Below are 22,226 nucleotides of genomic sequence, written 5' to 3'. Positions count from 1 at the left end.
GCCTCTGGTGTCACACCTCAAACTTTGAACAGGATGCCGCTGACCTGCGCGATTTTTTCGCGTGCGGCCTGCAAGTCGGCGCTGTCGACCGTTGTATCGCGGAACAACCGTTTCAGTGTAAACTCCATATGTGACAAGGCTTCGTCCGAGGACATAGGCTGTGTTTGCAGCGCACCCCGCATCCAGATCCCGTCGATCATCGTTGTCAGAATAAAGGCAATCTGCTCGGCCAAATCCGGTTCAACCATATGGCGCAAAGCGTCCATCATGTTGCTGCGCATTCGGGAATGGATGACATTCTGTATGCGTAAAAATTGGGCGTTTTGCGGCACCTCTGCACACAGGTAAACCCAGGCGTTACAAATTTCGTGCTGAAATAGGGTTGGAGCGAAGTTGCCGTAAATTATCGCGTATAGGCGTTCTGTCGGTGTGTTGCTGTGGGCGAACAATGCGGTGACACACCGGCCAGCTTCTGCGTTGGATTCCCGCAAAACCGCCTCGAATAACGCTTCCTTGTCCGGGAAATAGTGTTGCACGACACCTTTGGATAAACCTGCCTCTTTGGCCACCTTATCAAAGGTCGTCCCACCGATTCCCTGAGTTTTGAGCACGTCAAACGCCGCTTCGGTCAATTGCTTGCGACGCATGTTCTTGATGGTCTGCTTTCTCATGTTAGGATCGCCTTCATGCTCAGCGTAATGGATATGAAATTACCATTCAGAAAGGCAAAAAACAAACTCTGTTGACAAAAAACAGTCTGGTGCATCAAATTACCTGCAACCGTACTGTTTTTTAGATACGGACCCAAAAGGCCGAAAACGGCCAACCCACCAACGGAGGTTAACCATGAAATTCTCACACAAACTGAAGCCCGCTTTGCTGGCTTCCGCCACGCTTATGTTGACTCAGGGCGCGGCTTTGGCCGATCCGATCAAGATCGCCGTCAATGAATGGACGGGCCAGCATATCTCGGCCCATTTCGCAGGCGCGCTGTTCGAAGAACTAGGTCACGAGGTCGAATACGTCACCGCCGGTGCCGTACCACAGCTGGCCGCAATTGCCGAAGGCAGCCTGCACTATCAGCCCGAACTGTGGACCAACAACGTTGGCGATATCTATCCCAAGGCCGTTGAGGCCGGGGACATCATCGTTGTCGGCGGACTAGGGCTCGAGCCGCAGGAAGGCTGGATTTATCCTCCTTATATGGCCGATCTGTGCCCGGGTCTGCCGGCCTATGAGGCGCTGTATGATTGTGCGCAGGCCTTTGCCGCCGCGGACACGTTTCCGGATGGTCGCCTGATCACCTATCCGGCGGACTGGGGGACCCGTTCGGCCGATCTGGTCGAACTGATCGACCTGCCATTCAAACCAGTACCCGGTGGCTCGGAAGGCGCGATGCTGGCCGAACTCAAGAGTGCTGTTGCCGCAGAGCAGCCGATCCTGATGATGATGTGGCAGCCGCATTGGGTGTTCGCGGATACCGAGGTGGAATGGGTCGAATGGGATTCGCCACACGGCACCTGCGACGAAACCAGCCAGAAGCGCGGTGAAGCTTGTGGCTTCCAGCAGGCGACCGTCGACAAAATCGTCGCAAAAGACTTTGTCACAACTTATCCAGACGCCATGAAGATGGTTGAGCTGATGAGCATGACCAACGACGTGCAGAACGCCCTGATCCTTGAAGTAGACCAGAACGGGCGCGAAGTGAAAGAGGTCGTTGCCGAGTGGATGGGTGCAAACCAGGACGTCTGGCAGCCTTGGGTTGAAGCCGCAAAGCAATAACCAACACCGAACTAGGTGGAGCGCCGTTCGCGTGCTCCACCATTTTCAAGGCTGCCAAAATGACCACATCTTCCCCGACCAACACCCCGAAACTGTCCTGCAAACATGTCTGGAAGCTCTACGGCAAAGGGGCGGACCAGCACCTGAGCAATGTCGATGTAGCCGGGCAGGGGCCTGACGAGGCCAAGGCGCTTGCGCAAAGTATTCGGGACGACGGCGGTATCGTCGCCTCGACAGATGTCAGTTTTGACGTGATGCCGGGCGAGATTTTCGTGATTATGGGCCTGTCGGGTTCGGGCAAATCGACAATCGTGCGCTGCCTGTCCCGTCTGGTTGAACCTACCGCCGGAGAGATTCTGCTGGATGGGGAGGACCTGCTGAAAGTGTCATCGAAAGAGCTGATCGACATTCGCCGTCACAAGATGGGAATGGTGTTCCAGAGCTTTGGACTGATGCCACATCTGAACGTTCTGGAGAACGTTGCCTTTCCGCTGAAACTGCAGGGGCTGGACGACAAAGAGCGCCTGGAACGAGCCGAGCGGGTGATCTCGCTGGTTGGTCTGGAAGGTCGGGAAGCAAGTTTCCCCAGCCAACTCTCGGGTGGTCAGCAGCAACGTGTCGGCATTGCCCGATCGCTGGCCGTGGAGCCAGAGGTCTGGTTCCTTGATGAACCCTTCAGTGCGCTTGACCCGCTGATCCGCCGTCAGATGCAGGACGAATTCCTACGGCTACAGCAGGAGTTGCACAAATCCATTGTTTTTATCACCCATGACTTCCTTGAGGCTCTCCGAATTGCCGACCGGATGGCGATCATGAAGGACGGCGCGGTCGTGCAGATCGGTCGCCCGGTGGATCTGATCCTGAACCCGGTTGATGATTACGTTCGCGAGTTTACCAACGATGTCCCGTGGGAGCTGATCCTGACCGCAGGCGATGTCGCCTCGGACAACACACCGCCTGCCGGGATCAAAGAGGTTCCCGCCTCGACCAATGTGGCCGATCTACTGCCCTATCTTGCCTCACACGACAGCGGTGTCGCCGTGCGTCGTGACGACAACGCGCTGGTGCACATGACCAGCCAGAACGTGGTTGCCGCATTGGCCAGCGGTGTCTCGGACGCCTCTGCGGTCAAGGACTGACGCGATGGATGCAACTTCGAACAGATCGCTTGTGGTCTGGCTTGCGGTCACGGTGTTGGTGGCGATTTGTGTGGTTTTCGCCAAAAGCCTCGGGCCGCTGGTGACCTATCCCGATGCGCTGGTTTTGCCGGTGACCGATCCGATGAACACCGCGATGCGGTGGTTCGTTGTGACGTTCGGCTGGTTCTTCAAGGCCATTTCCTGGCTGCTGGACTGGCCAATCCTGTTGGCAAAGACGGTTCTGCACGCGGTGCCATGGGCGGCCTGGTTTGTGCTGTGGGTCTTTCTGGCCTTGCGCGCCGGAGGCAGAGGATTGGCGATCTTCACCGCGGCCAGCCTTGCGTACATGGTCACATTCGGGTTCTGGACCCAATCGATGAACTCTTTCGCTTTGGTATGTGTGTCGATCCCAATGGCAGTTGCCTTGGGCTTTGCACTGGGAACGTGGGGGTTCATGTCAGAGCGGGCCTATCGGATCATTATGCCGATCCTCGACCTGATGCAGACGGTGCCTGCTTTTGCCTACTTGTTGCCGATCCTGCTGCTGTTTGGGTTTGGCACAACGGTCGGTCTGGTCGCCTCGATCCTGTTTGCCTTCCCGCCGATGGTGCGCAACACCATCGTCGGTCTGCGCGGTGTCCCGGATGAGGTCATCGAATCCGGCCTGATGAGCGGTGCCACCCCGTCGCAACTGTTCTGGCGCGTGCGTGTGCCGACAGCCCAGCGGCAAGTTCTGTTGGGGGTAAACCAAACAACAATGGCGTCCCTGTCGATGGTCATCATCGCTTCGATCATCGGGGGAACCAACGATATCGGTTGGGAAGTGCTTTCGACCATGCGCAAAGCGCAGTTCGGAGAAAGCCTGCTGGCCGGGATCGTGATCGCACTGATGGCGATGGTGCTGGACCGAATCACATGGGGATTTGCGGTGCAGTCTAATTCGACGCAGCGCAAGGCTTCAGGCTGGATAACCTGTGCGGTTCTGTTTGGTGCGGCCTGGGTGTTGGCGCTGGTCTTTTCGCCGCTCAAAGACTGGCCCGACGCATGGGTCCTAAACCCGGCCCCCGCCATGAACGCAGGTCTGGAGTGGGTCTTCGTCGAATTCCGCACAGTGCTTGAGGCGATCAAGCGCGCAGCGCTGTTCTATTTGATGCTGCCGATCAAGATTGGCCTGGCTCAAGCCGTCAGCCCATTTACTTGGGGATTTGCTATGACCCCGGCTGTGACGACTGGCTACGCACTTATAGTCGCGGCAGTGGCTGGATACCTGGCCTTCAATGGGCGCGTGCTGCCAGCGCTTTGGGTCATCCTGTTTGCGCTGGTCCTGTACTCGGGTCTGACCGGGCTAGCTTGGGTTGCGCTCTGCGCGATCATTGTCGCTTTGGCATGGCAGGCTGGTGGGATGAACTTGGCCCTATGGGCTCTGGCTGGGGTAGCTTTCCTGTTGCTAACCGGCATATGGGAGCCTTCGGTCGTCTCACTCTATCTGTGTGGAGTCGGGGTGCTGCTGTCCTTCCTGTTCGGCAGTGCGATCGGCATCTGGGCATCCGAGAATGACACCGTATCGCGTATGGTTCGGCCGGTGATCGACACGCTGCAAACCATGCCGCTGTTCGTGATTCTCATCCCCTTTGTAATGGTGTTCAAAATCGGTGAGTTCACAGCGCTTCTAGCCATCATCGTCTATGCCATCGTCCCCGCCATCCGATACACCGAGCATGGGCTTCGCAATCTACCCCATGACGTGATCGAGGCCGCGACGGCCATCGGCACGACACCGCGACAGTTACTGTGGCAGGTAAAGCTACCACTGGCGGTGCCGTCGATCATGTTGGGACTGAACCAGACGATCATGTTCGGCATCTCGATGCTGGTGATCACCGCGCTGGTGGGCACCGACGATCTGGGGCAGCAGATTTACATCGGCCTCGGCGACGGTGACTTCGGTGTCGGTATGACCGCCGGGATCGGCATGGCCATCATCGCCATGATTGCCGACCGCATCACCCAAGGGTTCAGCCAGCAAATCCAATCGCGCCTTGGCGTAAAGCTGGACAACGCCGTCTGATAAGAAAGTAAGTCGCATGGATACCGCAGCGCCCGTTGACCTCGATCTGTGCTACATGTCGGCGACCGAGGCGCTTGCGGCCTTCCGCTCGGGCCGCCTGAAACCCAGTACCCTGCTGCAGGCCTTGATCGCGCGGATAGAGCAGGTCAACCCGGTGATCAACGCGCTGACAGACACCTATTTCGACGAGGCGCTGCAACAAGCTCTGGTGGCGGACGCCGCCTATGCGGATGGGTCAGCCAGCGGAGCGTTGCTGGGCATTCCGGCGCTGGTCAAAGATGCGCAAAGGGTCAAAGGCAAGCGCACGACGCACGGGTCACTGCTGCACATGGATGCCGCGCCGGACGAGATGTCGGACCCGATGATCGAACGCCTACAGGATGCCGGAGCAATCATTCTGGCCCGCACGACGGTGCCCGAGTTCTGCATCTCGGGCGTTTGCCGCAGTCTGGCTTGGGGCAACACGGTCAACCCGTTCAACCCCGCGTTCGGTACCGGCGGATCGTCGGGCGGATCGGGCGCAGGACTGGCGGCAGGTTTTGCACCGATTGCAACCGGCACCGATATCGGCGGGTCGATCCGCATTCCGGCCAGTTGTTGCGGGGTTGTGGGGTTCAAACCGCCGCACGGACGCAACCCCGACGGCCCTCCTGCAAATTTCGACCGCTACAACCATTGTGGGCCGTTGGCCCGCTCGGTTGCGGATCTGGCTCTGGTGCAGGATGTGGTGTCGGGCGCGCATCCGCGTGACCATGACAGCCTGCGCGAAACTGTTGACCTTCCGCGCGAGGCCGGCAGGCTCGACGGAGTAAAAATCGCGTTTTCGATGGATCTGGGATATTGCCCCGTTGATCCCGAAGTTCACCGCAATACTCTGGCAGCATTAGAGCACTTTCGCGCGCTGGGTGCCGAAATCACCAACGTCGATGTCCCCTGGACCCGCGCCTGCGACGCGGCGGCGACGCATTGGTACAATACGATGCACTATCTCAGGCAGGCGTCCTGGGCGGCCAAAACACATGCGGATCAACTGAACGATTACACGCTGGCCGCCGCAAAAGGCGTTGAGGCAACAACTCTGGACGATGTATCACGATCTTGGGAAACCCAGCACGATATGTATCAGTTCTTTGGCGCGTTGATGGAGCGGTTCGATCTGTTCCTCTGCCCGACCACAACGATACCTGCGGTCAAAGCAGACCACGATGCGACCGCGACGGATTTTGAGATCGACGGCATTCAAGTCGATCCGGAATATGGGTGGATTCTGACACACCACTTCAACATGCTGCACCATTGCCCGGTCCTTGCGGTTCCCAGCGGTTTTGCAACGACCGGAGTTCCAACCGGCCTTCAGATTGTTGGCCGAACCTTTGACGACCCGGCCGTTTTCCGCGCCGCGCTGGCCTATGAGGCGCAGATCGGAGGATGGTTCAGAAACGTCGCGGCGCGCCCGTCGATTTAGAGCCCGGTTCCGGTGTGAGTTCCAAAAGGGTCACAAAAAGGTCGGTTGCACGGTCACCGAGGCTTCATGAGGATAGGAAGGGAAAAGTTGAAACTGTCACCAGACAGGTCTTTTGGCGCCTTCGGAAAACGCCCGGCGCGCGTGACCGCGGTCACAGCGGCCTGATCCAGGATGGGGTCGCCCGAAGATTTCGCGAGCCTATGCGACATCAAACGCCCATCCCGAGACACTGTCAGGGCAACGATCGCGGTTCCGCTGGACTTGCTGCCGCGTGGATACCCCTTATTGCGCTCAACGCGGGCGCGGATCTTAGCGCCCCATACTGCCACAAGCTTGGCCTGTTTTCCCGGTGAACCCGTGGTTACTTTGGCCGATCCCGACCCGGCATGCGCTCCGCCGCCCGACCCGGCCGAGACCTGTTTAGCCACTCCGGCCGAGGTGACCTTGGCCTTGCGCCTCTCTTGTTCCGGTTTCTTCTGCGGCCGTTGCTTGGGTTTGACGTCCGGTTTCGCATTTGCTTCGGGTTCCGGCTTGGGCGGAGGTGGCGGTGCCGTGTCGATCTCGGCGTCATTTTCCAACGCGGGCGCTGCCATTGCCACCTTCACCTGAGCGCGCGGCGCCTGATCAACCTTCAAGACCGGCATGGAAGGGGCCACGGACGGGGTCGTTGGTGCCTTCATTTCAATCGGCTGCGAGGTCCGAACGACTTTTGGCTGTTCCCAGGACTGAACCATTTCGGCGACTGTCGGTGCAGCGGCTTTCAGCGACACCAATGCGTCACCACCGCTGCCCCCGGCAGCAACACCGGATTGAGGCCGACTGACAAAAACCACCAGATGCAATGCGACCGCAAGCACCACGAAAACCAGGATTTCAAACCATCGTTTCATTGCGGCGCCACCACCAGTTCGACTTTAGTCAGACCGGCTTTGGCAAGATCGTTCAGCAACCTTGCCATGACTTTGGCGTCCAACTCTCCGTCGGCGCGGATTTGAATGATATTTTCCGTCTCGCTTTTCGCGGCCAGTTCGGCCAGCGCGCCTTCACCTTCGGCTCCCTCAAAGGACATGCGCCCGGTCTTGTCCACATAAAGCATCCGCTCGACCTCGGGCTCGATGTCCGAGGTCGAACGGGGTGGTGAGACTTCGAAGGGTTCGGGTTTTGCAAGGTTTGAGGTCATCAAAAAGAAGATCAACAGCAGGAACACAACGTTGATCATTGGAACAATGGACTCTGTGCGGGGTCTGCGAGGCGGGTCCGAGAAATCCATGGCCTCACTCCACCAGCACAACCGAAGTGTACCCGGCCGCACGCAGAGCCTCGGTTACTGTCACGATACGCTGCAACGTTGCCCCGTCTTTGCCGCGTAGGATCAACATGTCCGTTGGTTGTTGCATGAGCGGCGCCAAGGCACTGGGCAGATCGGTGACCTCGACGCCGTTCAACAGGGTGCTTTCGGGCAGCACGTCGATCAGCCGGGGCGGGCCGGAATATTCCCCACCTGCCGCGGCCAATGGCAAGGGCAGGGTCGCGTCCGTTCCGAACCGGGATGCCAGCATGAAGAACACCAGCAACAGAAACACCACGTCAATCATCGGTGTCAGACTGGGTTTGCGCCTTGGTCTGGAGGGTGGGGCGAATTGCATCGGATCACTCAGCCGCCAGTTTCAATTCTTCCGGAGCCGCCGACACAAACAGACGAGTGGCCCCGTCTTCAACATCACGGTGGATGCGGTCGATTACCGCTTCGAACCACGTCAGCGCGGCCGAGGCTGGGATCGCTACGGCCATGCCCGCAGCGGTGGTCAGCAACGCCTCCCAAATGCCGCCAGCCAGCAAGGCCGGATCGGCGCGGTTGCCCGATTGTTGCAGCGCCTGAAATGCAGCAATCATACCTAGAACGGTGCCAAGCAAACCAAGCAGAGGCGCAATCGTCGCGATCAATTCCAACGCACGCAATCCAACACCCGCATTGGCAATCTCACGTTTTGCCACGCGCGACACCTCTTCTCGGGCACGGCTTTCAGGAAGGTTGGTCAAGGCGAGGATCGCCGCCTCTACCACCTTGGAGCGCACGCCCATTCTACCTTTGACAGTGGCAAGCGCTGCCTTGGTGTTTCCTGCTTCGAATAGTTCGACGGCCAGTCCGGCTTTGCCGCGTGACCAGGCCCCAATCAGTGCAAGACGCCAGATTTTCCACAGGATCAGGGCAACCGTTATGACCGACAGGGCCGCGATGACCCAGATCGAAGGTCCTCCATTGCGCAGAAATTCGGTTGCCTGGGCTGAAGTGTCGCTTGCGATGTCCAGCAGGCCCTGTTCTTCACGCACGGGGATGGCCGTTTCTGTCGGCGCGCTTTCTGGTTCGGGCAGGGTCTGCACATCGGGCAAAGGCGCGGTCGTCTCGCCATGCGGGGTTGCCGGTTCGGGCTGTGTCTGCTCACCAGTTACATCGGTAGCATCAACGGGGACGACTCCTGGTTGCTGTGGCGCTTCTGGTGCGGGGCTGGTCACCACAGTGTCCGGCACAGTCGGGGCTGAGGTCTCCTGTGCAGTCAGACTAAATGGCGCGGTCGCCAGAAGAGCGGCCAGGATCATACAAAACTTTCGAATACAACCGCGCGGTCCGCGCAGCCAAAAGGCAAGAAAGTCAATAAAATCCGTCATTGCATACCTACTTCGCCTGAACCTGACAGTGACGGGTCTGCACAGCGCTGAACGTTAATGCATCATCGATACTGAAACGCCGCTGCGGCTGGCGCGCGCGGAACTTGCAGGTTGTCATTGTTGAATGGCTGGGTTGCAACTGCGAGGTTGTGGCAAGTGCAATCTGGCGTGGGCAATTCATAAGCCCATTTGCGTGAGGGCCTAGTTTTTCGACAGTGCTTTGTCAATAGAAAGGGCCGCAAACAGCTCTACTGGCTGTCGAAGAGTATTCTGGCCCGCCTCTTGCGTGAATGACGACTTGCATGCAAAGCATTTGGCGGCAGAGTTGCATTCACACTTAGCCAAGCCAAAGGAATGACCGGATGAAATTGCGCAAACTGGGACAGAATGGTCCCACCGTCAGTGCTGTGGGTTATGGCGCCATGTCATTTAGTGATTTTTACGGGCCCGCGACGGACGAAGGTTCGATGGCAATTCTGGACACTTGTTTGGAACTGGGCATTACACATATCGACACGTCCAATGTCTACGGCATGGGCCGGTCGGAAACAGTGATTGGCACTTGGTTGAAACAGCGCAGCGGCGAGACTCCGTTCACCATCGCTACAAAAGGTGGCATAACCCGGGACCCTGAACAACGGTTTAACAACGATCCTGATCATATGCGCAAAGCGCTCGAGGACAGTCTAACCCGGCTGGGCCTTGAAGCTGTCGACCTTTATTACGTCCACCGACGCGATACTCGCTTTGAAATTGAAGATGTGGCCGAAACGATGGCCAACTTTGTCAAAGAGGGTAAGGTCAAGGCGGTAGGCTGGTCCGAGGTGGCACCGTCCTCCGTGCGTCGTGCGCATGCGGTGTATCCCGTTTCGGCGGTGCAATCCGAGTATTCTCTATCAACCCGTGCGCCCGATCTGGGCCTGATTCAAACGTGCCAAGACATCGGGGCCGCTTTGGTGGCGTTTTCGCCTGTAGGCCGATCTTTGTTGACGGATACCCCCCATACAATCGAGCGCATAGCTGAGATGCCGTTTCTGAAGACTACGCCGCGCTTCAATGAACCCAACTTGAGCGCCAATGTCGCCCAAACCGCTGCTTTCCGATCGCTTGCAGCCGACTTGGGTCTACCGGCCGCATCGTTGGCCATCGCCTGGGTGTTGCAGCGCGGCGAGCATGTTCTGGCCATTCCTGGCACCCGCAACGTCGAACACTTGCGTGAGCTGGCTAAAGGCGGGGATTTGGCGTTGTCACAAGAGATATTAGACAGGATCGACACGATCCTTCCGGTCGGTTGGGCTCATGGTGACCGGTATTCCTATGACCAGTGGGCCGGGCCCGAACGCTATTGCTGAAACCTGCTTAAGATGGATCGAGACAGGTTTTGGCAGAGCATTGCACAGACGTGAGATAGCGGGCGCACCCTGAATTGATGAACATATGCATAGGTTGAAAACATGGCGCGGACCTGTTCGGCCTCCACAACCTGGGTAGGGTGCGCACAGGTATTCAACCAATCATCTTTCATCGTAACCGGGTGATCGGCTTAGCAGCAGGCATGGTTTAGATCGTGCAATACAAAGAAAACAGAGCGTGCCTGACCGTCCACCTTGCAACGAAGCTGTTTCATGAGCAATCGGCTGGCCGAAGTGTCTAGATTGTCTTGGGGCTCGTCCAGCAGAATGATATTCTTCGATATGTTGTCAGAGTCTTTGCCCGCAAGAAACCTTCACTCTATGAGTACCATGCCCATTGACCGAAGTGGGCGGCATCAAAATATGATATAATCATGGTTATGTTAAATAGAAATCAACGCACTTCAGGCCTAGTTTTGCTTGCGACGCACCACAACGGTTGACCGAACAGACCTGATCCAGCATCCTGCGGCGTAACAGACTGGCCCAACAAGATTATTTTCCGGCGTAGTTATTTATTTGAACAAGGTCTGAAACATGCCCGATGCATCACAGAAGCAATATGTGCTGGACACGCATCGGCTGCGCGACCCCGAACAGACCCTACAAATCGTTAAGCCGTTTCTGAAAAACATGGGCATCACCCGGATCGCGAACCTGACCGGACTAGACCGGATCGGATTGCCTACGGTGATGGTCGCCCGGCCCAATTCCCGCTCGGTTGCAGTATCCTTGGGCAAAGGGTTGTCCTTGCGCGCCGCCGAGGCCTCAGGCGTGATGGAGGCGATTGAATCCTGGCACGCCGAACGAGTTCAGCTTCCGCAGCGTCTGGCCAGGTATTCAGAACTGATCGAAGAAGTCCAGGTGGTCGATGTGAGCAACCTGCCCCGAGTGACCGGAGGGAGTTTTGACCCGCATACCAACATGCTGTGGGTTCAAGGGCACGACTTGGGAACGGGCACCCCATGCTGGGTTCCGCTTGAGATGGTCGATACCGACTATACCAGTGCGCCGGTTGGCGGACAGGCCGCCTTTCCCCGCACAACAAATGGGCTGGCTTCCGGCAACAACCTGACAGAGGCCTGTTGCCACGCGATATGTGAGTTGATCGAACGGGATGCGACAACCCTATGGCACCATCAACCCGGGTTGCCGCGTCTAGATCCGGATAGTGTCGATGATCCACGCTGTCGTCAGGCTATCGATATGATCACCGCCGCCGGGTTGGAGGTCGGGCTCTGGAACACGACTTCAGACGTTGGTATCGCCAGTTTTCGCTGCGTGATTTGCGAAGGGGATGGACAGCCCGGCCATATCGGTATTGGCGACGGCTGCCACCCCGACAGCGCCATCGCCTTGCTGCGTGCCGTGACCGAGGCGGCGCAAACGCGATTAACCTATATCTCGGGCGCGCGGGATGACCTTGACCCCGAAGAATTCACCGATCAGGCTAAAATGGATCGGGGTCAATACGTGCTCGACCTGATCGATGGCACAGCGCCAAATCAAAGCTTTAGCGACTGCCCGTCCCATGAAACAAATTCCTTTGATGAGGATCTGGGCCTGTTGTTGCAGCGGCTTGCCGCTGTGGGTGTCGCTCAGGTGGTGACTGTAGATCTCTCGCGCCCTGAATATGACATCGCCGTAGTCCGGGCCGTCATACCCGGGCTTGAGGCGCCGCATGACGAACCGGATTACATCCCCGGCCCCAGGGCACAGCGCATCGAGGAAGGTCTGACATGACGGCGGTGATTTTTGTGGGTCCGACCCTTACGTCAGAGGCGGTTTCCGAGCGATTGGACGCAATGATCCTGCCACCCGTCCGACAGGGTGACGTATACCGCGTGGTGAGCAAAAACCCGTCCGCCATTGGCATCATCGATGGTTTCTTTGAAGGAGTGCCCTCGGTCTGGCACAAGGAAATCCTGTGGGCGCTCGAGCAAGGAATTCCGGTCTTCGGCAGTGCCAGTATGGGCGCCCTGCGCGCTGCCGAGCTGGCCGATTTCGGAATGATCGGCGTTGGGGGCATCTTCGAAGACTACCTCGATGGCACGCTGCAAGATGACGACGAAGTCGCGGTCTTGCACAGCCCGGCTGAGCTGGGTTTCCAGCCGCTGAGTGAGCCGATGGTGTCGGTCCGTGCGACCGTGGCGCAAGCACAGACCGCCGGGGTTCTGCCGCAGAATACGGCCACTGAACTGCTGCGCTGCGCCAAGTCGATGCACTACCGTCATCGCGTCTGGCCGGACCTCCTTGCGCCGTTTCAGGACTTGCCGGGTATCGCCGAATTTGCGGATTGGCTGCCAACCGGGCGCGTAGATGCCAAGGCACAAGATGCTGTCGCCATGCTGGAGCGCATGTCTGAACATCTGACCGGAACCCCCCTGCCCCCGTCGGAGATTGCCAGAACCGAGCGCACTTTGATGTGGAAAGCCCTGTGCGCGCGGATTGATGCCGGGGACCCCGCACCCGACCGCAGCGTGATCGACGAACTGCGGTTGCAACCCGAACTCTATGCGACGTTGCGAGAGCGTGCAGTTCTGGCGCTGCTCTCGCACGAGGAGGCCTCGAGACAGGATCGCCACCCCGAACGCACTGAGCTGGTCCGGCAGATGGAAGATCACCGAGCCAATTCTGGCCTGTCCCGGCGGTCCGACCTGATGGCGTGGATTGAAGCGAACGATCTAACCCCCGAGGGCTATGAGACGATGTTGTCGGACGCCGCCCGGATCGAATCCGCCGCGGCGTCACGGGCAGGCCGTCTGGATGTGCAGCTTCTGTCGGAGTTGCGACGATCGGATCAATACATCGGGTTGAAGGACCGGGCGGCCAGCAAGGCGGAACAGGCCCTTCCGACGGGCCGGTCCGGTGTCGATCGGTTGAGGATGCTGATGTGGTATTTTGAATCTCGTCTTGACCAAGCCGTGCCCGATGATCTTGACTCTTACGCAGTGACGCTTGGTCTGACCGGGCGCGATGCGTTTTATGACCTGATAGAAGCCGAGTTTTTGTATTGCCACAAGGGTGCCGACACCGGAGTTGCCGAATGACAGGCCGCCGGAATTGACTGGGCACCACGCGGGAGGGCGTTTTGTGAATTCACCCGAACAGATTGAAGAAGAACCTGGTACCCGGTTCCTACTGTATCCACAGTCGCCGTTTCTGGAACCCAACGCCCAGTTGGAACTGGTCGAGATTTCCGCTCCTCAAGGCAGTATCGGGCCGGGGCCATCCGGGCCGCGCATGTACACGGTTGATCCGGTGGGCAAGACAACTCCTTATGGCGCGATCATACCCGGTCCCAATGGACCGGGTATGTACCTGCCGCCCTGGGACGGCCAGATTCAACCGCCCGCCATGCCGGATGAGTTCGGCAATTTCATCCATATCGATCCCAGCAATCCCGCGTTTGAGGCGGCGCATCTGTTCGGATCGGCCCATTTCACCATGGATGTCTGGCAGGGCTATTTCGACCGCCCGATCCCGTGGCATTTTGCGCGCGACTTTGATCGGCTGGAATTATCGCTACTGCCCAGCCTGGACAATGCGCATATCGGCTGGGGGTTTCTGGAGACCGGCGGCACCCACGAACATGGCGGGGAATACCGCCCCTACAGTCTGAACTTCGACGTAGTCGCGCATGAAATCGGCCACGCCATCATCTACAGTGTGATTGGGATGCCCTCTAACGGCGATGCCTCGGGCGAGTATTACGGATTTCATGAATCCGCGGCTGATCTTGTGGCTTTGCTCGCGTCGCTGCATTTTGGTTCGGTGGTCGATGACTTGCTGGAGAACACGCGGGGTAACCTTTACACCTTCAACCGCCTCAGCCGATTTGCCGAACTATCGGAAAACGCGCAGATCAGGCTTGCAGCTAATGACCGGTCCCTGTCGGAATTCGCCGCCGGATGGTCTAGCGAACACGCTTTGTCAGAACCCCTGACTGGTGCGATGTTCGACATTTTCGTCGACATCTATCACGAGCGCCTGCTGGTGCATGGCCTGATCTCTCCTGAAGAAGAGGACTTATCGGATAAGTTGGAAGGCTCGCCCGACTACAGCCGGATGATGCAGGGTATCTTCGACAAGCGATACGCCGAGAACCCTGAAGGGTTCCGTATCGCCCTGCTGGAAGCGCGCGACTATCTGGGCACCTATCTGGCTGATGCGTGGGGGTTGCTGGACGCAGATATGCTTAGCTATTTTGGAGTGGAAAAGGCCTTGCTAGCCGTGGACCAAGAGATCACTGGGGGCGCTTTTCGTAACATCATCGAAGGCAACTTTCGGATGCGCGATATCGGATTGACCACCGCAGGGCCTCGTCTGCCGGATCCCGAGGAAGACAGCCATTCGAATTCGGTCCGCACTCAGGTGCCGGACTAGAGCCTAAAACCCTTTATTTTTAAATAGTTTTGTGGCATGCAGTCGTGGGATGATTTTTGGAACGTATTTGCTCGAATTATTTGTTCGAGTTGATTTTAAGGGGGGAGATGAGGGTTCTGACTCCGTCGATCCCATAGTTGGGAGAAAGTGCGATGTCCGAATCCTTACTTAGTTTTTCAGAAGTGTTGTTGTTTGGCCGTGAGATCACGGATCTCAAACTTAATCAAAGAACGGTTCGGGTAGTAATCGTCGTACCTGCCGGCGGGGTTGTCCCGGCTGGAATTGTTGAAATTGACGGTGTGGCATTGAATGAGGATGACCGAGTACTGGTTCAAGTCGGCAACCAGGAAAACAACCTATCAGGAATTTACAAAACACAACTAAACGCCGCTAATACATTTGATCTAGTAAAACGCAAAAAAGTAAGTTTCGGGTCATTGGTTTACGTCCGTCGCGGCAGACAATTCAAGAATACGTTTTGGTTACAAGACGCTAACCGTCACGCAGAGCAATTATACGTTGAACAGGAAAACCGCAGGCGCGGAAATGGTGTTAACAACTTAATTGGCGATCAATTCGGTGGAAACGCAAAACTAGCTCGAATTTACAGCTTTGGCTACGAGGGTACGGTTTACGACCTACCCGAACCCTCTATTTTCCTAGTACATGGGAATGGCGTTTCTGCAACTGATCGTAATCGCCCTCCCAACAACGGATCTCGTGCTCCGAGCAATCCTGATATTAGTGGCGTTTCCTCTGCCGACTACCAAGTCGCGGATGATATCCAAGTCTGGTCTTATGACAAAGCCGATTTTACAATCCGCATGGACGTGATGACTGGCCAATTCGAACAGGTTTTGCTGGACATCTATTTCGGATTTGACAGCCCGGCAATCAGCGGTGCTCGTGTCAGTGGCGCTCGCGTAAGTGGTGCTCGAGTAAGTGGTGCTCGTGTCAGCGGCGCGCGAGTGAGTGGAGCTAGAGTCAGTGGTGCACGCGCGCGGGGCTCGGAAGATTGACGCGGGATTGGGATCTGGGTCCGACTTAGGATAGAAACGCAAAAGGCCCTTGCTACGCAGGGCCTTTTTTCACTCAGAACCCAGCCTTTTTCAGCCCCTCGACAAAGTGCTGCGTGTCTTCGGGCAGGCGGTCCGGCTGTACGCTCTCCCACCGCTTCAGAGAGAAATTGGGATGGGCCTTGCGATGTCGTTCCGCAATGTCGCGCGCTATGTCCAACTGATCCAGATGCGCGAAACTAGCGGCCAGCAAGCGTTGCCCTTCGGTGGGGTTATTCATCTTATTGACCGCGTCGATGGCTTCCTTATAGCGCTTGAGGTTGAAATACGCCCCACCCAGATGCCACAGGTATTGGTCCGGGAAGTATGGGTTCAACCGCATGGCCTGTTGCAGATGTGTGATTGCCGTTTCGTTGTCACCATAATGCGCCAATGCATCGGCGAAGTCGGAATGCATATCCGCATCGTTCGGGTTCAGCGCCAGCGCCCGGCGATAAGACTGCAGCGCGGCTTCATGTTCCTTGCGATATAAGTGGACATAGCCTAATTCCCCAAACCCGCGCGCATCGGTGGGATCCAACTCGATCGCACGCTGGGCAAAGGTCAGCGCCTGATCCAGCGCAGTTGAGGGATCCTTGCTCCAGGAATAGCGCCAGTCGATGTTCAGCGTTCGCGACAACGCCGCCGCTGCCCGGGCATAGCCTTCGTCCCGATCAAGCGCAGATTGATAGAAATCCTGTGCCTTGCGGTTGTCGTTCCGCGTGTATTTGAAGATGTGGTACTGGCCCTGAAGCACGGACCCATAAGCCTCAAGATCGGACGGGATATTCTGAATCATGCGTTGTTTTTCGTGCGATTCAATCATTACCGCGGTGGCAGCCACGATACACTCGGTGACTTCGTCCAGAATGTCGAAGATGTCGTCGATCTTGCGATCAAACCGTTCGCCCCAAATGGTGCGCTCGGTCGTGGCATCGATCAATTCGGCCGTAATCCGGATGCGGCTGGCTGACCGCCGCACACTGCCCCGGGCGACATAGCGTACGTTCAGCTTTTGCGCGGCCTCTTTTGGCGGCATCGACTGTGTCTTGAAAAAGAAAGACGAGTTCCGCGCGATGATGAACAGATTGCGGAACTTGGACAGGTTCATGATGATGTCGTCAGTCAGACCTTCGGCGATCCAGCTATCCGACTCGTCCCCGCCCTGGCTGCTGAAAGGCAGAATGGCGACCGAGGGCGTGTCGGGACGTTCCAGCACATCTCCGGGAAGGTCCGGCCGCATTGTCCCGGCCATTGTCGCCCCGGCCACCTCACTGCGTACGCAGTATGTCGAGACAGGAGACAGAATGTTCTTCAGCTGTTTCGGGCCCAGAAACTCGTACCCATAGCGAAGCCGGTTGCAGACCTGATCATAAACAGCCGAGCTGACATAAACCCTTTCAGGCTCCGCGATTTCCTGCAGCCGAGCGGCAATATTAACGTTGTCGCCATGGATGCCGCGATCGTCGATCAGGATTTCGCCCAGATGAACACCGGCGCGGAACTTGAGCCGCTGATCATCGGTGCGTTCATTGTTGTGTTGGCTGGCGATACGGTGCAGCTCTACCCCGAACTCCACGGCGCTCGTGGCGGTCTCAAACAGGGCCAGAATGCCGTCCCCGCGGACCTCGACCACCCGGCCTTGAAATGCGGCGCAGGTTTCTTCGAGCTGAGATATCAATAGTTTCAGGGCGTTATATGTATCCAACTCGTTCTCGCTCATCAGGCGCGAATAGCCGACGACGTCGGCGAAAAGGATCGCACCCAGTTTTTGCGTAATGGAAGGATTTGGACTTGTGGTGTTCACATTCAATACTCGTCTGAGGGGCCGCGTTCGAACCCTGTCATCAGTTTTTAGCAACCGTGCATTTGCGCTTGGAAAGCGAAATCACACCCCGTTACTCACACTCATCAACCTGCGGAGGCCAGGACCAACCAGAGGCCCTGTCCGACCCGAAGGAAACAACTGTCTCCGGGTCCAGCTCCTTTGCCAAGATGGGGCGTCGGTCCATCCAATCCTGCCTGAGAACGCCAACCACGATCATGTCGTGGTATGTCCCATCTGCGTACCAAGCCTGCCGCATTTTCCCCTCGACCTGACACCCCAATCTTTCCACGAGGTCGCGGCTTATGTGGTTGTCGTCACGATAATACGAGGTAAGTCGGTTTAAGCCAAGCTGGCGGAACGCAAAATCTACAACCAGGGCGGTCGCTCTGATCGCCAGCCCTAAACGCCTGGCTGATTTTTCGACGAACATGGCCACTACGGCATCCCGATTGACCGGCGATATGGCTTCAAGGCCGGCAAGCCCCAGAACCTGCCCGCTTTCGGATTCGATGGCGAACCAGCATCTGTTGTCATTTCCGGAGGGGCTTAACGAAACGCTCCAGGCCTCTTCGGATTGCGCCAGGTTGAATGGGATGCGTAACGTGCGGTCAAATCGAGCGAGGTCTTCGATGTCCTGAAACCAGGGGGTGATGACCTCCAGATCCGCCTTCTGGAGGGGACGCAGCTTGAATACGCTGTTGGTTTTGTCTGGCAATGGATCAACTACCTTTGAAAAAATCAGAAAATATACTCGGACCCTAACACAGTTGTTCAACAAATACGAAATGAGAATATGTCCGCCCCAGCGGATAAGTTCCGACTGGCTTGTGCGTTTGATTGACGCCAAGGAAAACCGGCCCGCCTGAAACAAGCGGACCGGTTCTTCGAGAGCGATTTTGGTCTTAGTCGTACAGAACGGCCGAGATTTTAGGGTCGTCCATGTTTGACGCATCGTAGTAGTAGAATCCGGTGTCGATCAGGGCCGGAACCTCTTCGCCGTTCAGAGCGGCAACGGCGGCCTTGACCGTTTCATAGCCGATTCCGACCGGGTTCTGTGTGATGGCGCCTGCCATCAAGCCGCTTTTGATCGCATCTTTCTGGGCTTTTCCGCTGTCATATCCAATGATGACCAGCCCCTCGGTGCCCAACTCCTGCACACCGTTCACCACGCCAATGGCCGACCCTTCATTGGTGCCGAAGATTCCGTTCAGATCCGGGTTTGCGGTCAGAATAGCCTTGGTAACCTCAGTCGATTTCAGGTGATCGCCCTGACCGTATTGAACGGTGACAACCTCGATTTCCGGGTATTTTTCGGCGATGCGGTTCACGAAACCGTCGCGGCGGTCGATGCCCGTGCGACTGGTCTGGTCATGCGCGACCACGGCAACCTTGCCTTTGCCGCCCAGCATTTCGGCCATCTTATCAGCGGCCAGACCTGCAGCCGCCAGGTTGTCCGTGGTTGCTGTGGACACAGGTATATCGCTGTCGACACCGCTGTCGAAGGCGATGATCGGAATGCCTTTCTCGTCAGCCTGTTTCAGCAGCGGGATGGCAGCCTGACTGTCCAGCGCGGCAAATCCGATGGCCTTTGGGTTGTTGGCCAGTGCTGCGGCCAGCATGTCGATCTGGCGATCTACCATGGTCTCATTGTCGGGACCCTCGAAGGTGATCGTGACGTCAAATTCACCTGCGGCTTGTTCCGCACCGGATTTAACCGCCTGCCAGAACTGATGCTGGAAACCTTTTGATACCAGCGGGATGTAGATGTCCTCGGCCGCGGCCATTGAGGCCGGTGCGGCAAGAGTGGCAGCGCTCAGCGCCCCCAGAATGAAACGACGTGAAAACATGTTTTTCTCCTCCTTGTTGGTCGTTTGTTTGTTGGTTCAGCCGGTTTTCTTGCGCCGCGCCATGTCGGCGTAGACGGCCAGAATAATGATCGCGCCGGTCACAACGGTCTGCCATTCCTGCGCGACCGACAGCACGCGCAACCCATTGGTCAGCACCGCCATGATCAGCGCCCCGATAAGGGTTCCGAGGATCGTGCCGCGCCCGCCGGACAGGGATGTGCCCCCGATCACCACGGCCGCGATGGCCTCCAACTCATAGCCCAAACCCAAAGCGGGCTGGGCCGAGTTGAGACGCGAGGCGATTAGGATGCCAGCAATACCGCAGATGGCCCCAGCCAGCGCATAGATGCGCATTTTCCACATGTCGGTGTTCACACCGGACAGGCGCACAGCCTCTTCGTTCGAACCCAGCGCAAAGGTGTAGCGACCCAGAACCGTGCGGCCCAGAATGTACGAGGCTGCGATCGCGACAAGAAACAGGATAAGCACACCGTTGGGGATCGGCAGAGCCGGGAAAACCTCTCCGATCAGAGACCCGCGAGAGATCTGGTCGAAACCCGGCGTGTCATTGAAATAGATCGGTCGCGTACCAGATATGACAAGCGATAGCCCCTTGAGGATCAGCATCATGCCCAGCGTGGCGATAAAGGGCGGGATTTTCATCTTGGCGACGAATGTGCCCGAGCACAGCCCGCAGAGCGCGCCCGCCCCGATGGCCGCCGCAACACCCAGCAACAACGGCATCCCCAAATAGGTCAGCACCACTCCAGCGATCACTGCGCAGAACGTCATTAGCGTGCCCAACGACAGGTCGATCCCGCCGGTGATGATGATCAAAGTCGCGGCCACCGCCAGTACCCCGTTGACTGAGGTGGCCTGCAGAATGGCGATCATGTTCGACGTTTGCATAAAGTTCGGCGACGCGATTGAGAACCCGATCAGCAAGGCAATCAAACTGGCAAACGCCAGCAGCTTCTGATAGGCGCCGCTTTCCGACAGACCCGCGAGGGGTTTCTTTTTGTCGATATCCGTGGCTGTGGTCATTGTACTGTCCCTGTTACCTGCATTGCTGCCGCCCGCTGGGTGGCCAGATGCATGATGTCTTCCTGAGTGGTGTCTTTTCCGCCGGGCAGAATGCCGGTCAGCCGGCCCTCGCACATCACAGCGATGCGGTGGCTGAGGCGCATAATCTCGGGCAATTCGGACGAAATCACGATGATCGTCTTACCCTGTTCAGCCAATTCCTCGAGCAGCTTGTAGATCTCGGACTTTGCACCCACGTCGATGCCGCGGGTGGGCTCGTCAAAGATCAGAATATCGCAGTCGCGCAGCAACCATTTTGCGATGACAACCTTCTGCTGGTTGCCGCCTGACAAAAGCCGAACCTCCTGCACATCAGACGGGGTACGTATGCCAAGCTGCTTGATATAGCATTTGGCGGTGGTGCTGATTTCGCCATCGTTCAGAACACCACCTGTCGCGGTGAACAAGTCCATTGAGGCCAGTGCGATATTGTCCCGCACGTTCATGCCCGTCGCCAGACCAAAGTGTTTGCGGTCTTCCGACAGATACCCGATCCCCGCGCGCACTGCATCCTTGGGCGATTTGATCGAGACCGGCTTGCCATGGACACGGATTTCGCCGCTATCTTTCGGATCGGCCCCAAAAATGGCACGGGCCACTTCGGTGCGCCCTGCCCCCATCAGCCCGGCAAAGCCCAAAATCTCGCCCTTCTGAACCGAAAAGCTGACCTCGTGGATGTCTTTGCCCCGCGTCAGGTTAGACACCTGCAACGATACCTCGGCATCACCCAGATCGGGCACGTCCAGTGGTTCTTCGTTCACCTCGCGCCCCACCATCATCGCGATGATCTGGCTGATAGGCGTGCCTGCCGCGTCCACCGTGCCGACATATTCTCCGTCCCGCATGACGGTGACACGATCGGCGATCTGCTTCAGTTCATCCATCTTGTGGCTGATATAAACAATGCCCACGCCCTCGGCCTTCAGACGGCGGATGATCACGAACAGCTCAGCTATTTCAGCGTCGTTTAGTGCGGCGGTCGGTTCGTCCATGATCAGAACCTTTGACCGGTAGGAAAGCGCCTTGGCGATCTCGACCATCTGCTGTTTTGCGATGGTCAAGGTGCCAACGAGTGTTTTCGGGTCCAACGACAGGTTCATCGAGGCAAAAATCTCAGCCGTTTGAGCGTTCAGCGCGACCTCGTCCAGACGACCAAAACTCTTGCGGGGTTCACGACCGATAAAGATGTTCTGCGCAACGGTAAGGTCATTCATCAGGCTCAGTTCCTGATGGATGATGCCGATGCCCAAGTCTTGCGCCTCGCGCGGGGTGGTTGGGCTGACCGACTTGCCTTCGATCACCAGATCACCGCCATCGCGCTGATAAATCCCCGACAGGATTTTCATCAGCGTGCTTTTCCCGGCGCCGTTCTCGCCCATCAGCGCGTGAACCTCGCCCGGAAACAGATCGAACTGCACGGATTTCAGCGCGTGCACACCGGGGAAGTGTTTGTCGATCCCCGTCATGTCGACCAGCTTTGTCATTTGTCCTCCC

The 22,226-nt window shown here is 57.4% G+C and carries 19 protein-coding genes; 9 read left to right on the top strand and 10 right to left on the bottom strand.

Going from position 1 to position 22,226, the window contains the following annotated elements:
* Positions 1–17 precede the first annotated feature (17 nt).
* Entirely contained in the window at positions 18–671 is a 654-nt protein-coding gene (gene betI, locus ACXAGD_RS19410; protein WP_475213045.1) for a transcriptional regulator BetI, read from the bottom strand.
* A gap of 175 nt (positions 672–846) precedes the next feature.
* Between betI and ACXAGD_RS19405 the strand changes: the two genes are divergently transcribed.
* The 4 genes from ACXAGD_RS19405 to ACXAGD_RS19390 are packed head-to-tail and all read left to right on the top strand — an operon-like array spanning position 847 to position 6,454.
* Entirely contained in the window at positions 847–1,782 is a 936-nt protein-coding gene (locus ACXAGD_RS19405; RefSeq protein ID WP_475213043.1) for an ABC transporter substrate-binding protein, read from the top strand.
* A 59-nt stretch (positions 1,783–1,841) separates the two neighbouring features.
* On the top strand, positions 1,842–2,921 hold the full coding sequence (locus ACXAGD_RS19400; protein ID WP_475213041.1) for a quaternary amine ABC transporter ATP-binding protein: 1,080 nt from the start codon (positions 1,842–1,844) through the stop codon (positions 2,919–2,921).
* A gap of 4 nt (positions 2,922–2,925) precedes the next feature.
* Entirely contained in the window at positions 2,926–4,989 is a 2,064-nt protein-coding gene (locus ACXAGD_RS19395) for an ABC transporter permease (RefSeq protein ID WP_475213039.1), read from the top strand.
* A 16-nt stretch (positions 4,990–5,005) separates the two neighbouring features.
* Positions 5,006–6,454, top strand: coding sequence for an amidase (locus tag ACXAGD_RS19390; protein WP_475213037.1), 1,449 nt, complete (start codon positions 5,006–5,008; stop codon positions 6,452–6,454).
* 53 nt (positions 6,455–6,507) lie between these two features.
* Here the strand turns inward: ACXAGD_RS19390 and tolA are convergent, their stop codons facing one another.
* From tolA to ACXAGD_RS19370, 4 genes are read right to left on the bottom strand one after another with little or no spacing between them, the layout of a single operon-like run.
* The gene (tolA, locus tag ACXAGD_RS19385; RefSeq protein ID WP_475213035.1) at positions 6,508–7,344 is read right to left on the bottom strand and encodes a cell envelope integrity protein TolA; all 837 of its coding nucleotides are present in this window, start codon (positions 7,342–7,344) and stop codon (positions 6,508–6,510) included.
* Positions 7,341–7,724, bottom strand: a complete 384-nt coding sequence (locus ACXAGD_RS19380; RefSeq protein WP_475213032.1) for an ExbD/TolR family protein — start codon at positions 7,722–7,724, stop codon at positions 7,341–7,343. Before ACXAGD_RS19380 ends, tolA begins: the two co-directional genes overlap by 4 nt.
* A 4-nt stretch (positions 7,725–7,728) precedes the next feature.
* Entirely contained in the window at positions 7,729–8,100 is a 372-nt protein-coding gene (locus ACXAGD_RS19375) for an ExbD/TolR family protein (RefSeq protein WP_475213030.1), read from the bottom strand.
* Positions 8,101–8,104: 4 nt separating this feature from the next.
* Entirely contained in the window at positions 8,105–9,052 is a 948-nt protein-coding gene (locus tag ACXAGD_RS19370) for a MotA/TolQ/ExbB proton channel family protein (protein ID WP_475213028.1), read from the bottom strand.
* Positions 9,053–9,483: 431 nt separating this feature from the next.
* Between ACXAGD_RS19370 and ACXAGD_RS19365 the strand changes: the two genes are divergently transcribed.
* The 5 genes from ACXAGD_RS19365 (at position 9,484) to ACXAGD_RS19345 (ending at position 15,938) form a co-directional block, all read left to right on the top strand.
* Positions 9,484–10,473 (top strand): aldo/keto reductase, encoded by a 990-nt coding sequence (locus ACXAGD_RS19365; RefSeq protein WP_475213026.1) that lies wholly within the window; start codon positions 9,484–9,486, stop codon positions 10,471–10,473.
* 597 nt (positions 10,474–11,070) lie between these two features.
* Positions 11,071–12,276, top strand: coding sequence for a YcaO-like family protein (locus tag ACXAGD_RS19360; RefSeq protein WP_475213024.1), 1,206 nt, complete (start codon positions 11,071–11,073; stop codon positions 12,274–12,276).
* Positions 12,273–13,583, top strand: a complete 1,311-nt coding sequence (locus ACXAGD_RS19355; protein ID WP_475213023.1) for a TfuA-like protein — start codon at positions 12,273–12,275, stop codon at positions 13,581–13,583. The genes ACXAGD_RS19360 and ACXAGD_RS19355 overlap by 4 nt, the downstream gene beginning before the upstream one ends.
* A 43-nt stretch (positions 13,584–13,626) precedes the next feature.
* Positions 13,627–14,919, top strand: coding sequence for a gluzincin family metallopeptidase (locus tag ACXAGD_RS19350; protein WP_475213022.1), 1,293 nt, complete (start codon positions 13,627–13,629; stop codon positions 14,917–14,919).
* A 152-nt stretch (positions 14,920–15,071) separates the two neighbouring features.
* Positions 15,072–15,938, top strand: coding sequence for a hypothetical protein (locus ACXAGD_RS19345; protein ID WP_475213020.1), 867 nt, complete (start codon positions 15,072–15,074; stop codon positions 15,936–15,938).
* A gap of 73 nt (positions 15,939–16,011) precedes the next feature.
* Here the strand turns inward: ACXAGD_RS19345 and ACXAGD_RS19340 are convergent, their stop codons facing one another.
* The 5 genes from ACXAGD_RS19340 to ACXAGD_RS19320 form a co-directional block, all read right to left on the bottom strand.
* Positions 16,012–17,781, bottom strand: a complete 1,770-nt coding sequence (locus tag ACXAGD_RS19340) for an adenylate/guanylate cyclase domain-containing protein (RefSeq protein WP_475213019.1) — start codon at positions 17,779–17,781, stop codon at positions 16,012–16,014.
* A 91-nt stretch (positions 17,782–17,872) separates the two neighbouring features.
* On the bottom strand, positions 17,873–18,673 hold the full coding sequence (locus tag ACXAGD_RS19335) for a GNAT family N-acetyltransferase (protein WP_475213017.1): 801 nt from the start codon (positions 18,671–18,673) through the stop codon (positions 17,873–17,875).
* 31 nt (positions 18,674–18,704) lie between these two features.
* On the bottom strand, positions 18,705–19,649 hold the full coding sequence (locus ACXAGD_RS19330) for a substrate-binding domain-containing protein (protein ID WP_475213015.1): 945 nt from the start codon (positions 19,647–19,649) through the stop codon (positions 18,705–18,707).
* A gap of 36 nt (positions 19,650–19,685) precedes the next feature.
* Positions 19,686–20,693, bottom strand: a complete 1,008-nt coding sequence (locus tag ACXAGD_RS19325; RefSeq protein WP_421598893.1) for an ABC transporter permease — start codon at positions 20,691–20,693, stop codon at positions 19,686–19,688.
* On the bottom strand, positions 20,690–22,216 hold the full coding sequence (locus ACXAGD_RS19320; protein ID WP_475213014.1) for a sugar ABC transporter ATP-binding protein: 1,527 nt from the start codon (positions 22,214–22,216) through the stop codon (positions 20,690–20,692). Before ACXAGD_RS19320 ends, ACXAGD_RS19325 begins: the two co-directional genes overlap by 4 nt.
* Between the last annotated feature and the right edge of the window lie 10 nt (positions 22,217–22,226).

It is taken from the genome of Ruegeria sp. ABF4_144, from assembly GCF_056160045.1.
This window is presented reverse-complemented; position numbering and strand designations above follow the sequence as displayed.